We start from the raw sequence: 13870 nt of genomic DNA, 5'->3' as shown, positions 1-13870 counted from the left end.
TGATTAATTGTAAAATGTAATTGGGTCATTTGATACCTCCTAGTTTAGTTTTGGCTTGTTAAAAACATTGTACTAGTTTGGGTTTCAAATGACCTTTTTCTTTTTACACAATTATACGGACTCTATCGAGATTAAATATGTCTTCTTTTTTATTACAAATTTACTAAATATTAAAGGACAATATATCTTTTTTGGATGGCATTCATAATGAAGTTATTAATGAAAAGATATAAGCAATTAATTCTTTTGATTTTTTCTCAGCAAGAATATATGATAAATCCTTATTTTCTAAGAAGTATTACTTTATTATTCACTACTATTTTAACTTAACTTATTTGATTTACATTTAAAAATCTTTTTATTTTTAAAAACGCATAAATATTTTTTATTGTATAATGCTAAAATTTCTAAAGCTATACTTGTTTATCTATCATATATCAGTAATGTAGTTTTTCATAAAATTTCCTACTAATTTTAAAATAGAATAGTCAATTTCTCTAATATAAGTCTTAAAACCTTACTTATATAACTATTTACTTCTGATTGATTATTTAATACATATTAATTTAATCAAACCATTTTACTTTATTTACAAAGCTATTCGAATTTTTATATCCAGCTTTTTCATAAAAATATGAATGCATCTTATCATTAACCGCCTGTAACTCAATACAAGACGCTCCATTTCTTATAACTAATTCCTCAACTTTATTTAATAACTTACTCCCATATCCTTTATTTTGTTCATTATATTCTATAATAATTTCTTCCAGTGTGTATCCTATGATATCATCATATTGCTTAAAATATCCTATAGCAAAACCAAGAGCTTTATTTTCATCATCTTCCATTATCAATGAAAAAGAATCCATTATTGTTAAAACTTGATATAATCTTTTATACGCTGTTTTTTCTGTCCAGCACGAGTTTTCAATTTCATTATAATAATTAATATAAAGTGAAATAACTTTACTAATATCATCAACTTTCATTTCCCTTATTCTCATTAATTTCTCCATAATATTATTTTATATAAATAGCTCCAAAAACTTGAGCTAAGTTATTTATACACATTTCTTCTTACCATAGAAGAACCACAGTCTTTACAATAAAGCATTACCGATTAAATATGTTGTATATCTGTCGATTCCTTTACATCTCTCAACATCATCTTATTAGCCAAAGCATAAATGATTTTTGAAATACTAGGTTGTAGATACTTTCCTGACTCGATGTAATCTCTTCCAAAACGTGATAGGTCTTTTACGATTACTATTTTAAACTTCTCATTCTCAAGATCTTTTATCATCTTTTTAAAATTTTGTCTGTCAAAATTTGAACCTGAAAAGCCATCATCTACATATTCTGAGACTATATTAAAGGCATTATCTTTAGCAAATTATTTAATTATCTGTCTTTAATTTGAAATAGAACTACTTTCAGAAACATCTCCGTCTTCTCTTTATAATCGAAGATACATGAAAGCAAATTTTTCCATCACAAAACCTCCTTTATTTTTAATTAAAAGATTTAATGTTAGTACAACTACATAAATAGCAATACTTAAAACAATCCTAAGTATGTTGCATCTATATTCATTAGTTTAGAACAAGTCTCAAGAAAAGTGCCATTTGGATGAACTCCAATAATTGGACTGAGCATTCGCAAGCTATATGACCATGGAAATAAAATCCAATTTTTCATTACTGCAATTACAGTTGATGGGAATGTCAAAATAAAATTTAATAATATAAGTACAGCTTTCTTTTTTACAAGTCCATATATCAAAAATGATAAAGCGACTATCAGTAAACTTCCAATAAAAAGACAAATAGTAGACACAATTAATTGACCTAGTAATATTTTTTCACCTAGAAAATATATAGCAACAATAAATATTAACATTGCTGATATTACTAGAATAGTAAATAATTCAGCTACAACAATCATATTTTTTGCAATTCTATTTTTGCAAAACTTAAATTTTTACTTTTTTGTAAAACAACATACTCGCTCTTTTCTTTACCACTTATATTCACAACTAGTAAACTCAAAACTACTGATAGAATTAAAAGTGGATACCAATTAAAAGAAGTTGCCAATATATAACTTTTTCCTTCTAGGCTTTCCCTCATCAAACTAACCATAGCTATATTAAATAACACAAAAATTATTGGCACAATAATTCCTAGCTTTAAATTAACAGATCATTTTTCTTTCATTAACTCTGTTTTAATAAAACTAATCATTATTTTTCACATCCTTTTTTATAATTTCTAAAAATAGCTTTTCTAAATCCATCTCAACAGAGTTATTAGCTTCATAAATAAGATTCCCATTATTAATAATTCCATTTTATCTGCTATCTGTTGAATCTCACTCAAAATATGACTTGAAATAATTACTGTAATTCCTTTTTTAGAAAACTCTTTTTTCAATTCTCTTAATTCTTGAATTCCCAAAGGATCTAACCCATTTGTTGGTTCATCAAGTATTAATAATTCTGGATTGTTTATCAATGCCATTGCAATTACAAGTCTTTGTTTCATACCTAACGAAAAATTTTTTGCTAATTTTTTATTTATGTCTTCTAAACCGACTATTCTTAACACATCATTGATTCTTCCTTTATCAATGTTTAATAATACTGTTAAAATTCCCAGGTTTTCATAAACTGTTAAATTTGGATAGATAGCAGGATGCTCTATAATAGCTCCAACTTTTTTAAATCCTCTGTACACATGATTTTTCCTTCAAAAAAATATCCCCTTATGTACAGTTCATAACTTTAGTGATTGATTTTAATAAAGTCGATTTACCGGCACCGTTTGGTCCTAACAATCCATATATTTTCCCTTTTTCTACTTTAATTGATACATTTTCAAGTATCATTTGTTCTTTGATTTTCTTTGTTAAATTTCTTATTTCAAGCATAATTTCCATATATTATTCCCCCATTTCTTATGTAATCAATTCTAATAATAAAAAATAACCAAATTATAATCACTCTATTTTTTTGCAAAACAAAAAGCATATATACTTAAAAAAAGAGTAAGCAACTCTTGTGTTCACTTACTCTCCTCCTAGCCTTTTATCTAAACTCTTGGAACATAGTCAAAAAAGTAGGCAAATAAATAGAAATGTTGGTCATTTATCTAGACAAATGATGCGAAATATTTTATTGTATTTATAGGATATTTTATGGCTAAGTAAATCAAGGAACTTCAGAAAATAAATGTTGTTTTAGATGAGAAAATTAATATTAAAAAAAGCATCGTCCTATTCACACCATTTATGAAACTTTTGCTCTGTCAACTAAATTTTATTTCATAAAAGCTACACAGTTATATTCACCAACCTGTGTAAGTCCATTATTCTCATAAAATTTTATAGTTTTATAACTATCTTCAGTTAATAAAATAATTTGTCGTATATCTCGATATTCATCAAGAATTAATTTTAAAAACTTACTTCCAAAGCCTTTTCCTTGGTATTCATTTAAAACTATAATATCTTGAATATAAATAACAGTATAACCATCCCCAATAACTCGTGCTAATCCTATTAATAAATCATCATCCCAAGCAGTCCAAACCTTAAAAGAGTTCTTTAAAGCATTTTCTAACTGCTCTGGACTAGAAGTGTAAGCACTCCAAGAAACATCATTATATAAATTAAGAATGTCATCTAACTTTGGTATTATACCTTCTTTAATTGAAATATTTTTCATTTTACCTCCTCAAGATTAAATCTTTATTATTTTTTAGGAAAACATCTCAATCTATTATTCAGGTCTGTTTTTACTTAACTAGTTTACTTTTTGAAAAAATAATGTTCCATATATAATTATTCTAAAAAGTAAACTAGTTCATTTTTTAATTTCTCTAGGTCTTGTCGGCATCCCTCCAATTTCCTATTGTAATTATTATGACAGAATCCTATAAAAATTAATTCTAACAGATTTTTTGAATATAAATAAAACTTACAGTTAATATCTATAATCCAAAGCTTTTAGGTGATATTTTAATTCCCAACATCTTACAAAATTGAATTCCAAATTTTACAAATTCAAAAGAAACAGATGTAACTATATTTTCATATACAATATATCCTTCTTCAATGGGATTTACTATACAGTCATTCCAATCTTTCATATATTTAAGATCTGCCTCGCTATAACCTTCTTCTAGTAGATCGTCCTTATCTGCTCCAATCATAAATGATTTACCATTTAGCATACCAGCTTTGACAAGCAAAATTGGTGCAATAGAAATAGCTCCAATTATTTTACCATCAAATTTTTTGATGAATTCGATTATTTCAACATCTTCTACTGTGAAACGAATATCAGCTGCATCAGATAATAAGAGGCTATCATATTCGTCTAAATCTAATTCATAAATAGTTTTATCTGGAGAAACTTTTAGACCTTCTTCAGATATGACTATTTCTTTTGTTTTTGCAAACACATCCATACTTTTGCCGTATGATGCTAAAATTTCTAATGCTACGCATATTTCAAAGTTACAGAATTGATCATAAATAAGAACTGCGGTTTTCTTCACAAAAATCACCTCCTAATTTAAATATAAACATTTAGTTTCTCCAATAGAGAGCTTAACCCTCGATATTCATCGTTACTATTTGCCATTGTAATAATTTTGATACGAAACCCGCAAGTAGGGTCGTATACTTTGTTTAAGTAATATTTTCGGAAATAAATCTATAAAACAAAATTCCTAGTATATATTGTTTGAAGTCCCATCCATCTACTGCCCCACGAACGTCATCGGCAATCGCCCAAATTTTTCTATGAAGTTCTGCTCTCTGTATTGTTTCCTTGTTCTCCTTTGTTAAATCTGACATCCTCTTCCTCACTTTACTAATTAGACTTTTACAAGTCCTTATTGACAAGATTTTTGTATTCTATCATAATAAATCCATCTTTTTCTTAAACCAGTCACAATTTGTTACTGGTCAATTCTAACTTATCTGAGGTTACATCTTACTACCTCGAATTTATTTATTTCTTTTGTTCTATAATCGAAACCATATCACCAAAATCAACATCTAGTCTCGTTCCAATACGATACAAAACTTCCATGCTAACAAACTCTCCTCTACCCATTTTAGAAATTGTTGCAGGAGATAACTCACAAACTTTTAAGGCGACCCAAAAAGTTGTACCAAATACCAGATTGAGTTTTTACTTACTCTGGTATTTATTTACCTTTCCTACCACTAGGGGTAGGAAAATTTTCATGCTACATTCTTTTTTCTAAATTCTACTGGACTTAGATATCCTAATTTTTCTTTTATTATTTTTTCGTTGTAATATTTAATATATTTTTCTATTGTTTCTTTTAATTGTTCGTATGAATAGAATTTTCTACCATAATATATTTCTTGTTTTAAAATTCCAAAGAAGTTTTCCATTGGTGAGTTGTCTAAGCAATTGCCTTTTCTTGACATTGATTGAGTTATTCCATTTGACTTTAATTTGGTTGTGTATTGCTTTATCTAGAGCTTTTAATATTGGTTCTAGATTTGGATTTTTTGATATTTCGTAGCTTAATATCTCGCTGTTGTACATGTCTAGATATGGATTTAGATAAAGTTTCTTTATTTGATATGTGCCTGATTTATCCTTTTCTAAATACTTGAATTCTTTTGTATCTGTTGTTATTTGTGTATATGGTTTATTTGTTTTAAAAGATCTTTTTATTTTGTTTTCTGCTATCTTGCCTACAGTTCCTCTGTATGATGAATATTTTCTTGTTTTTTTGGAAAAGCTCTTTACTTGTATTTTTAGTTTTTGTACTAGTCTTTGTACTTTCTTTTTGTTTATGATTAATCCTAATCTTTTTAACATTGCTGTTATTCTTCTATATCCATAGTTTGGATTTTCTTTTCTGATTTCTAATATCTTTTTTTCTTCGTTCTTAGTTTGATTTTTTAGGCATATTTAAAGGTCTTCCTCGTTTTTTTGATTTTAGTCCTTCAATTCCCTTTTTTCTAAAATATATTACCCATCTCGATATTAAAGTTGGATTATTGAATTTAAGTTCATTTGCTAGGCTTTGATAGGACATTTCTCCTGTTAGATACAAGTTTACTACATTTAGTTTAAATTCCAAAGTGTATTTTGTATTCTCTCTTTTCACTTTTAGACCTTCATAGCCTTGAGATTTGTACGCATTTACCCATTTTCTTACTATGCATTCTTGTGGTATTTTATATTTTTTAGCTAATTGACTGTATCCTATTGTGTTTTTTAGATACTCTTTTACGACCATCATTTTAAATTCTGTACTGTATTTTGCCATTAAAAAACTGACCTCCTTAAGTTGTTTTTTAGGTCCAACTTTTGGGGGCAGTTCATATTTTCCTCGTCTTTTTTCTATGATAGGACTTTTGCAACAGCCCCTAATTTTTTGTCCAAATGCAAACCACTTGGGACTATTATTCAATTTATTCTTTTTAACAAATGTTCCCATTTTAATCCCAATTACAGTTTTTTATCTTCTGCAACCATTGAATTTACAAGATTTTTTATTTTTTTGCTACTACTCCCACTCTTCTTTTGCAAATGTACGAGTGGTGCAGAAGCATTCAAAATACATAATTTTATTTTTTCTAATATCACTAAATCCACCTAATTATAGGATATTTTTAAATTTTCAGTCCCAGTACCAATACTTTTTTAATATATGCATAACCACTATCTATAATTCTAATATTTTTCGCTTTACATGAACCTTATATTTAGGAGACTTTACTTCAGTATCTAAATCATCATCTATCCACTCAGATTTTACCTCTTCTATAGATTTTATTTCCATTTCAACATCTTCAGAGAATGTTATTTTAGACATAGGAGTAAAAATGGAAGTTTGCGAAATACAAAATTTCATAATTCCAAAATCGAATATAATAGCTTGATCTATTTTATAAACTTCATTTTTATCTTCATCTTTATAATCAATCATAATAGTATCTCGTATTATATTTATACCTACAACTTGCTTATTAATTTCTTTTGTATAGAGATCTTCTTCCATAACAGAATAATCAAACTTATTATCTTTCAATATTTTAGCGTCATAGCCTGCCAACTCTTCTTCTGTTCCAAAATATGGTACTAATCTATAATCATTTTCTATTTCTATAAAACAGTTTTGTAATTCTATCTTTATATTTCCATAACTTCTATTATAATCTTTCCAATCATCAGCACATATATTTAATATTATTTTACCCTTAATCTTTTTTAAAGTTTCTAAACCCTTATCTGAAATAATTAACCCCATTAATTATCCTCCTTTAAGATAAAATGAATTTTCTGTGATTTAGTATCGCTGGCATTTTTAATATTAATTTCCATTGCAGGACTATCTTTTGTTGATGTTTTAACTCTATAAGTCGCATAACTACCATCAGAAAAATTCACTAATAATCCATGTTTATTAGGTAATATTTTAATATTCCCGCCTTTAGAAAGCATTTTCCAAAATTCTTGAGCTGTTTTATATTGATTATTAGACTTTATTACCCTTACTTTAGAACTTTTGCCACTTTCACCAAAATATCCAGACTTAGTTTTTTGAAACTTTTTCTCTAATTTTTTGATATTATCATTTATATTTGATAAATTAAATTCTATTTGTTTAGATTCTTCTTTATCTCCATTAGTTCCATGAAATAGTCCTGAAGATGGTTTACTCATAAGACTCTTCCAATCTTCTATCTAAATCTGTTTTATAGGTTTTAAAAGGAATTTTTTTACTATTTAAAGTGTTTGCTACTTCTTTTGGTACTCTCCCATAAATCGCTATTGCAGATGGTTTTTTCTTCAAAATTAGATAATTTAGCCCTTGTTTTAGTCTTTCTCGATTAGATTTATCTCTAATACAACCATGTGTACTTATAAAAACTAAACTATTTTCGGGAATCCCATCTGTACAATAATCAAAACTAGAAACTCCATTTGATCTATAATTATTAATGACTGGAATACCATTATTAGCAAGAAAACACCCAACTGTTCTCATTCTGTACGTATTATATTTAGCAATAACTTTTGGAAAATCACTATTAGTGGAAAAATCTGGCTGCACTACCGCCTCAAATGGTGTTAAAAATTTTAGCCATTCATAAGGTTTAACCCAAATCCCACTATTTTTTGAATCAAACTTATAATCATCTTTACTAAAACATACCGTTGCTTTAAAATCGGGATCTTCTTTTTTTATTTCTTTTCTTGCTTCTTCAAATGTTATAATTTTAGTTGGAAATCTCATCATTGTTGATGGACAAATAGGAATATCATCTTTACCTTCAAATTCCGAATTTTCAACCATAAATGCATTGAAATTATCTTTTAAACCTTTTCTTGGTAATTTAACATTTAAAACTGTTTTGATTTGCTTTTTTCTCATTACACCCTCCAGCTCTTAAATCATTGATTTTTAAAACTGGATTTGATATAATTAATTTGGAATTATTAAATAAAATCCAGTTTAAAGAACATACTTTAGTTTGCGCCAACAATCTAATAAGTGTGTTTTTTTCTTTTCTAATCATTTCCCCATCCTTCTTCTTCATACTTACTTAATTGATACTGAGCCATCCTATAAGTCACATTGCATTTTTCCATAATTTCATCTATACTCATGCCTTTTACAATATGTTTTGGTACAAGCAACTCACCAGCAAAGCAATTTGCTTGCCACTCTGGATCTTCATAGACTCTTCTTTTCATTAAATCTTCCTCTCTTCTACAAAAAGACACTGTTTCTTCTCCATGTATTAACCAATGAAGTAATTCATGAGAACATGTTGATTTTGAAAATCCATCATTATCACAAGCCTTCTCATAAATATCTTCTCGTAATTTTATTAAGTTTTCTTACGGCACAGTTTCCCCATATTTTGTCCCCATTTCATCAATAGAACATATTTCTAAGTTAAACACTCCTTTGTTAGATAAAAATTCTATAACTTGTACTATAGGAAAATCAAGCTTATTTTCAAACCCAAATAACTTTCTAAGCTCATAAGCCATTCTTCTTAAATCCTTTCTAGATAAAGGAGCTGCTATATATCCGCCTATATCACTCACCATCCTTTTTTAAAAATAAATTCATTTTATCCACCTCTTCTTCATTTAAATTATCTAATTCTCTTGCAAATGAAAATACTAAATTTCTCTTTTTAGAATTCAAATCATTCAAATTAATCTCTATTGATTTTTGAGATTCTTCTATAGATTTCTTTAATTTATCTTGTTGTTCTTGGTCAAGACTATACAAGTTAACTATAATTTCATACCAAGAATCTGGCATTTTCTTTTTACCATTTTCAACCGCTGACAAAAATGAGGAGCTGACATCAAGTTTTTTTGCCATTTCTTTCATTATTTCGCCATGGTCTAATCTTAATTTTCTTAAGAAAATTCCTAATTGTGTAAGCATATTCAATCCTCCTTGCATATATTATATACTATTCTTAAGTCTAAATCAACCTTTTGAGATTGATTTAGGTTGTTGTTTTGAAAAATTTTTTTCTAACATAAAAAACCGCAAGTTTTATGCTATTCTTGCGGTCTAATTTATCAATTCAACAATTTGTAATAGTAGTCTAGGATTTTGTACTCTTCTTTTATTTCTCCTATTTGCATATATTTTTTCATATAAGCAAAATCAATATTTCCTAATTCATTGATAGGCAATAATATCTTTTGCCTTTTGAGTCTTCCAGTTCCCATTTTATAACCATATCCATATTTTTCTTTTTGTTTAGTTATGACTGTTGTTAAGAATAAAGAAGAATATTTGTTTTTATATTTAGGAATTAGCTTTCTTGTATCATTTCCATATAAAGCTTTATAATCATGGTAAAAAGCATAACCTACAGATCCATTTCGATTTACACTTATTGCTTTTTCTTCTAAAGTTTTATTTATATTATTAACAAAATAACCAATACCATTATTTTGAGCTGTTGCTGTTACATAAGGGATATTTCCATCAATTCTTTCCCTTTCATAAATATCTTTTCCTGATTCAATATCAACAATATCTTCAAGCCAAAATTCTTTCCACTCTTTTTTGTGAAGTGGAAGTAATTTTTTCTCATAAGAAATGGCTAACTTATATATATATATATATATTCAAGCACTTTTTGAAGATTTTCAGCTTCTATTTTTTGCATAAATTTGCTCATATATGCCCAGTTAGGTTCACCATTTTTATCTGTGGGTAAGATAAACTTTTCATTTTTTATTCTTTTGTCATTTATTTCTCTATTGAAAGAATATTTTTCTTCGAGTCTTTTCACTATTGTAGCCATAAATAGATAAATGTATTTATCAGCTTTATCCAAAGTTAAGGAAGTAACATGGTCGCTTGCTATATACTCATATTCATGATAAAAGCAAGAGCCAACACTTCCACTATTAGCAAGTGTAATATTATTATTGAATTTCCTTAGATTTTCATAATTTCCAATAAATCCATCTAAGCCATTATTCAAAGACGTTGAAGAAATATATGGCGTATTACCATCTATGTGATCGTCTTTTTTAAGTCTTTTTCCTCTCTGTATTTTCCTAAATACATCATTGAAATTAAATTCTTTCCATTCAACATCTTCAAGTCCTACTAAATCAAAAGATGTTTCAAGCATTTTTTGCTCATAATAATCTATAACTTTCTGTGCAATGTCTTTTTGCTCTTGCTTAATATAGTCTTCCATAAATTGCCAGTTGGGATTGCCTTTATTACACACTGGTAATAATATTTTTAATTTACTTAATCTTGAACTTGAACACATTCTATTATAAGAAAAAATATTCTTTGTGGCATTATCTATTGAATTTATACAAAATAATAAATGATTTTTGTTAAGGTTATATAAAGGAGATAAGATATTAATTCTTCCATGTGATACAGCATAATAATCAAAATCTTGATAAAAGGCTTTACCAAACATATCAACAGTAATAGTATTTTTAGGGATAATTTCACTTATACCATCACCGCGATTAATAAATTTTGTTATTCCATTACTGTTAAACCCAGAAGAAATTAAAGGTATATTTCCACAATCTAATAAGTCAGCCTTGTTATCTCCTTTAGATAAATAAACTTCAAAAATATCTTTTATCTTAAACTCTCCCCACTCCACATCATTTAAAGATAATCTATTTTGTTTCATATTCTTCACTATCTTCAGCAGCTAATAAAGAATTATCGTTAAATGATTCCTCTTCTTCATCTTTAACCCCAAAAAGATATCCTCTTCCATGAGTAATCATATTAACTTCAAATGTAATATAATCAGCAATTGTATTTTTAAAATCTTCATCTGTTGGAATCTCATCATTAAAATAATAAAACGAATGTAACCACTCATCATCAGCTTCTATTGTTGTATTTACGCAAAATTTTGTTTCTGCTTCAACTCTATCAAACCATACATCAAGAAGATGTTGCTTTTTGTCTTTTGCTGATGGAGTTTCGATAAGTCCAATATGCTTTGCAACTTCATATCCATCGTCTTCAAAATTAATAAATTTACAAATTTTATCCTTATGGTGAGGTATACCAGCAGTAAAAATAGCTATGCATGGGTTTGTTCCAACTCCATAAAAAGTATTTTTATTTAAGGTTATTACACCTTCAAGTGTATGATGTTTTAATATATTAGCCTTAGTTTCTTTTTCGTATTTTGTCTTACCTGTCATTGTAGATTGAGGTACAATAACTGCAACTCTTGCTCCTTCTACAAGTGAATTAAGTAAATGTTCAGTAAAAGATATTTCATATAAATTAGGATTATCTTTTGACCCTTGAGAGTAAGGGGGATTCATCATTCCAACAGTACAGCCTTTTAATTGTAGCTTAGCAGGATTTTGTTTTAAGAAATCTTGATTTTCAAGATTACTTTTGCCATCTCCTCTTAAAATCATATTCGTAGTAGCAATAGTAAACATATACGACTGATCTTCTATTCCAAATAGTTGATTTTTTCTAATATTATCTTTTTCAAAATCATCATCTGTTTTTTGCAGCATATCATGCATAGCTGCAATTAAAAATCCTGCCGTTCCACAACATGGATCCATTATTTTATCAGTATGTTTTAAATCTAATAAATCACAAAACAGTTCTGTAATGTGTCTTGGGGTTAATATTATTCCCAGAGATTGCCCATCTCCACCAGAATAAGACATAAATTCCCCATAGAATCTTCCTAAATAATCTTCTCCACTTTGATGAAATCTAATTGATTGAAATATACTTTTATATAGGAATTCTGTATAATGTCTATTTGGTGTTTTCCCTAGATTAGTATCTATTTGATTAATTTTTGTAGTATCTTTAATCACCGAAAATTGATTTAATAATTTATCTCTTTTTACATCAGGAGATACATTCGCTCTATTTAAGTTATCTTTAATAGCATCATAAATCTTTTGCCCATCTGTTTTTTTAGAATCGCCCGTTAGCATGTCAATAGAAAAATTCCCATATTCTATTTCTCTAAGGGCAAGTAGAATCCCTGAAACAATCAATGGTTTATCTTTATCTTGAATTGAACCATAATTTCTTAAATCTTCATGTAATAATGCTGCATCTCTTAAAATTTCTTTAGTTTCTTTTTCAAAATCTGTATTTTCGTTTAAGATTTCTTTTGTGTAATATTCGTAAATATTATCTTCGCTAAAGGAAATAAATGTTTCTATTTCAGGAAGTTCATAGTAGTCCATTCTATCATTAACAAATATAGGACTGATTCTATGCTTTTTCTCATTTCCAGAAACTCCAATAGCTATTACTTTTGTATAAGAAGTATTTTTTATTAGGTGTTTTCCATAAAATAAAGCACCATTAACAGCATAATCACAAATAGAAGTAATATCTTCTGCTAAGATTTCTTCTTCTGTTCTTTTTTCATGCATAGAAATAGAACTTTTATCTTCAATAACAATAATAAAGTCTTTAACTATTCCTACATATTCAGGAAACCCTACTTTCCCAGTTCCTCTTTTAGACGCAGTTTTAAGCGCCTCATCTATTTCTTTTATGTTAGAACCTTGTGCATCTAAATTTAATTCTGCCTCTTTTAATAAATCATAGACCCATAAATCTGTACTTTTTTCTTTTAACTTCATTTTTGATACTCCACTATATCTTCAATCCTGCAATCAAGAACATAACATATCTTTGAAAGTGTTTCTAAGTCAATCCTTTTTACTTTATTATTGCAATAAGAATTAAGTTGCGTCCTTTGTTGATTTGCACACTTTTCTAATTTATTTTTACTTATATTTTTTCTTCTAAAACTTGGTCTATCTTAAAAATATTTTTTTCAAAGCTAGGCTTTTCTTTACTCCTTGTGCCAAGCACCTTTAAAATCCAATTAACTTTCTTAAATTATATTATACAATAAATTTAAACTTCTTATAGGTATAAGATTCTTTAATTGCATGGATTCATAAAGTTTATTTTCGTAATAATATATATACACATTCCATAATTTATTAGATAACTCTTCAATTTTTCCTTCATATAGTCAATATTCTTTTTCTAATAAGGTTAATTGTATTTGTAACTTTAGTTATTTGATTAATATTATTTATTAAATTTAAAAACAGTAATTCTAGAGTTCTAAATGGTTTGAGGTCGACTATATAGAATTTTTTCTCTGTTAAATATATTTTTAGCTAATTTTTTCTATTCTATTTTATAAGTTTTTCTTTTTAATAAATTCGATGTCTTAGAATTTTCTATATAACAAAAGATTTAAAAATTGGAAATTACATTTTCCTAAGAAATTACGTTTCCTGAAAAAACATAAATAGACG

Annotated in this window: 20 protein-coding genes and 3 pseudogenes; all 23 read right to left on the bottom strand. The window is 27.4% G+C overall.

Annotated features, from left to right (window positions below; all coding sequences use genetic code 11):
- Positions 1-566: 566 nt before the first annotated feature.
- Entirely contained in the window at positions 567-1007 is a 441-nt protein-coding gene (locus FYJ26_RS09205; protein ID WP_154541754.1) for a GNAT family N-acetyltransferase, read from the bottom strand.
- 203 nt (positions 1008-1210) lie between these two features.
- Positions 1211-1498, bottom strand: a pseudogene (locus FYJ26_RS09200) (recombinase family protein); the annotation flags it as partial.
- Positions 1499-1563: 65 nt separating this feature from the next.
- On the bottom strand, positions 1564-1950 hold the full coding sequence (locus FYJ26_RS11140) for an ABC-2 family transporter permease (RefSeq protein WP_216629211.1): 387 nt from the start codon (positions 1948-1950) through the stop codon (positions 1564-1566).
- Positions 1947-2180, bottom strand: a complete 234-nt coding sequence (locus FYJ26_RS11135) for a hypothetical protein (RefSeq protein WP_216629212.1) — start codon at positions 2178-2180, stop codon at positions 1947-1949. The genes FYJ26_RS11140 and FYJ26_RS11135 overlap by 4 nt, the downstream gene beginning before the upstream one ends.
- Positions 2181-2291: 111 nt before the next feature.
- Positions 2292-2741, bottom strand: a complete 450-nt coding sequence (locus FYJ26_RS11370) for an ATP-binding cassette domain-containing protein (RefSeq protein WP_320595659.1) — start codon at positions 2739-2741, stop codon at positions 2292-2294.
- A gap of 28 nt (positions 2742-2769) precedes the next feature.
- Positions 2770-2943, bottom strand: a complete 174-nt coding sequence (locus FYJ26_RS11260) for an ATP-binding cassette domain-containing protein (protein WP_268234528.1) — start codon at positions 2941-2943, stop codon at positions 2770-2772.
- Positions 2944-3322: 379 nt separating this feature from the next.
- The gene (locus tag FYJ26_RS09185; protein WP_154541752.1) at positions 3323-3730 is read right to left on the bottom strand and encodes a GNAT family N-acetyltransferase; all 408 of its coding nucleotides are present in this window, start codon (positions 3728-3730) and stop codon (positions 3323-3325) included.
- 265 nt (positions 3731-3995) lie between these two features.
- Complete coding sequence (locus FYJ26_RS09180; RefSeq protein ID WP_176269694.1) at positions 3996-4565, bottom strand: DJ-1/PfpI family protein; 570 nt, start codon at positions 4563-4565, stop codon at positions 3996-3998.
- A gap of 136 nt (positions 4566-4701) precedes the next feature.
- A pseudogene (locus FYJ26_RS09175) lies at positions 4702-4866 on the bottom strand (type I restriction-modification system subunit M N-terminal domain-containing protein); the annotation flags it as partial.
- Between the two features lie 157 nt (positions 4867-5023).
- Positions 5024-5197: a helix-turn-helix domain-containing protein gene (locus tag FYJ26_RS11500; RefSeq protein WP_456237000.1), complete on the bottom strand. Its 174-nt coding sequence runs from the start codon at positions 5195-5197 to the stop codon at positions 5024-5026.
- Positions 5198-5259: 62 nt separating this feature from the next.
- A pseudogene (locus tag FYJ26_RS09165) lies at positions 5260-6326 on the bottom strand (IS3 family transposase).
- Positions 6327-6508: 182 nt separating this feature from the next.
- Positions 6509-6646 (bottom strand): hypothetical protein, encoded by a 138-nt coding sequence (locus FYJ26_RS09160; protein WP_154541750.1) that lies wholly within the window; start codon positions 6644-6646, stop codon positions 6509-6511.
- Positions 6647-6725: 79 nt separating this feature from the next.
- Positions 6726-7310, bottom strand: coding sequence for a hypothetical protein (locus tag FYJ26_RS09155; RefSeq protein ID WP_154541748.1), 585 nt, complete (start codon positions 7308-7310; stop codon positions 6726-6728).
- Positions 7310-7726 (bottom strand): hypothetical protein, encoded by a 417-nt coding sequence (locus tag FYJ26_RS09150; RefSeq protein ID WP_154541746.1) that lies wholly within the window; start codon positions 7724-7726, stop codon positions 7310-7312. The genes FYJ26_RS09155 and FYJ26_RS09150 overlap by 1 nt, the downstream gene beginning before the upstream one ends.
- The gene (locus FYJ26_RS09145; RefSeq protein ID WP_154541744.1) at positions 7719-8438 is read right to left on the bottom strand and encodes a DUF4417 domain-containing protein; all 720 of its coding nucleotides are present in this window, start codon (positions 8436-8438) and stop codon (positions 7719-7721) included. Before FYJ26_RS09145 ends, FYJ26_RS09150 begins: the two co-directional genes overlap by 8 nt.
- The gene (locus tag FYJ26_RS09140; RefSeq protein ID WP_154541742.1) at positions 8401-8583 is read right to left on the bottom strand and encodes a hypothetical protein; all 183 of its coding nucleotides are present in this window, start codon (positions 8581-8583) and stop codon (positions 8401-8403) included. The genes FYJ26_RS09145 and FYJ26_RS09140 overlap by 38 nt, the downstream gene beginning before the upstream one ends.
- Entirely contained in the window at positions 8576-8881 is a 306-nt protein-coding gene (locus tag FYJ26_RS11120) for an ImmA/IrrE family metallo-endopeptidase (protein ID WP_326831252.1), read from the bottom strand. The genes FYJ26_RS09140 and FYJ26_RS11120 overlap by 8 nt, the downstream gene beginning before the upstream one ends.
- Positions 8882-8908: 27 nt before the next feature.
- The gene (locus FYJ26_RS11115) at positions 8909-9124 is read right to left on the bottom strand and encodes a hypothetical protein (protein ID WP_229771242.1); all 216 of its coding nucleotides are present in this window, start codon (positions 9122-9124) and stop codon (positions 8909-8911) included.
- Positions 9114-9473, bottom strand: a complete 360-nt coding sequence (locus FYJ26_RS09130) for a helix-turn-helix domain-containing protein (RefSeq protein ID WP_154541740.1) — start codon at positions 9471-9473, stop codon at positions 9114-9116. The genes FYJ26_RS11115 and FYJ26_RS09130 overlap by 11 nt, the downstream gene beginning before the upstream one ends.
- A 140-nt stretch (positions 9474-9613) precedes the next feature.
- Positions 9614-10144, bottom strand: coding sequence for a restriction endonuclease subunit S (locus tag FYJ26_RS11110; protein WP_326831251.1), 531 nt, complete (start codon positions 10142-10144; stop codon positions 9614-9616).
- 2 nt (positions 10145-10146) lie between these two features.
- A complete protein-coding gene (locus tag FYJ26_RS09125) occupies positions 10147-11217 on the bottom strand; it encodes a restriction endonuclease subunit S (RefSeq protein WP_229771241.1) in 1071 nt (356 codons plus the stop codon).
- Positions 11204-13177, bottom strand: a complete 1974-nt coding sequence (locus tag FYJ26_RS09120) for an HsdM family class I SAM-dependent methyltransferase (protein WP_154541738.1) — start codon at positions 13175-13177, stop codon at positions 11204-11206. Before FYJ26_RS09120 ends, FYJ26_RS09125 begins: the two co-directional genes overlap by 14 nt.
- Entirely contained in the window at positions 13174-13332 is a 159-nt protein-coding gene (locus tag FYJ26_RS11105; protein WP_326831250.1) for a helix-turn-helix domain-containing protein, read from the bottom strand. Before FYJ26_RS11105 ends, FYJ26_RS09120 begins: the two co-directional genes overlap by 4 nt.
- Between the last annotated feature and the right edge of the window lie 538 nt (positions 13333-13870).

This window comes from Anaerococcus porci, assembly GCF_009696575.1.
Taxonomy (GTDB): domain Bacteria; phylum Bacillota; class Clostridia; order Tissierellales; family Peptoniphilaceae; genus Anaerococcus; species Anaerococcus porci.
Note: the sequence above shows the minus strand (reverse complement) of the source record. Positions and strands in the feature narration are given on the sequence as shown.

What these genes read in the sequence shown, in the direction of transcription:
- FYJ26_RS09130 (WP_154541740.1), bottom strand. Translation starts at nt 9,473, where the DNA reads ATGCTTACACAATTAGGAATTTTCTTAAGAAAATTAAGATTAGACCAT.
- FYJ26_RS09205 (WP_154541754.1), bottom strand. Translation starts at nt 1,007, where the DNA reads ATGAGAATAAGGGAAATGAAAGTTGATGATATTAGTAAAGTTATTTCA.
- FYJ26_RS09140 (WP_154541742.1), bottom strand. Translation starts at nt 8,583, where the DNA reads ATGATTAGAAAAGAAAAAAACACACTTATTAGATTGTTGGCGCAAACT.
- FYJ26_RS11115 (WP_229771242.1), bottom strand. Translation starts at nt 9,124, where the DNA reads ATGGTGAGTGATATAGGCGGATATATAGCAGCTCCTTTATCTAGAAAG.
- FYJ26_RS09120 (WP_154541738.1), bottom strand. Translation starts at nt 13,177, where the DNA reads ATGAAGTTAAAAGAAAAAAGTACAGATTTATGGGTCTATGATTTATTA.
- FYJ26_RS09150 (WP_154541746.1), bottom strand. Translation starts at nt 7,726, where the DNA reads ATGAGTAAACCATCTTCAGGACTATTTCATGGAACTAATGGAGATAAA.
- FYJ26_RS09125 (WP_229771241.1), bottom strand. Translation starts at nt 11,217, where the DNA reads ATGAAACAAAATAGATTATCTTTAAATGATGTGGAGTGGGGAGAGTTT.
- FYJ26_RS09155 (WP_154541748.1), bottom strand. Translation starts at nt 7,310, where the DNA reads ATGGGGTTAATTATTTCAGATAAGGGTTTAGAAACTTTAAAAAAGATT.
- FYJ26_RS09185 (WP_154541752.1), bottom strand. Translation starts at nt 3,730, where the DNA reads ATGAAAAATATTTCAATTAAAGAAGGTATAATACCAAAGTTAGATGAC.
- FYJ26_RS09145 (WP_154541744.1), bottom strand. Translation starts at nt 8,438, where the DNA reads ATGAGAAAAAAGCAAATCAAAACAGTTTTAAATGTTAAATTACCAAGA.
- FYJ26_RS11140 (WP_216629211.1), bottom strand. Translation starts at nt 1,950, where the DNA reads ATGATTGTTGTAGCTGAATTATTTACTATTCTAGTAATATCAGCAATG.
- FYJ26_RS11260 (WP_268234528.1), bottom strand. Translation starts at nt 2,943, where the DNA reads ATGGAAATTATGCTTGAAATAAGAAATTTAACAAAGAAAATCAAAGAA.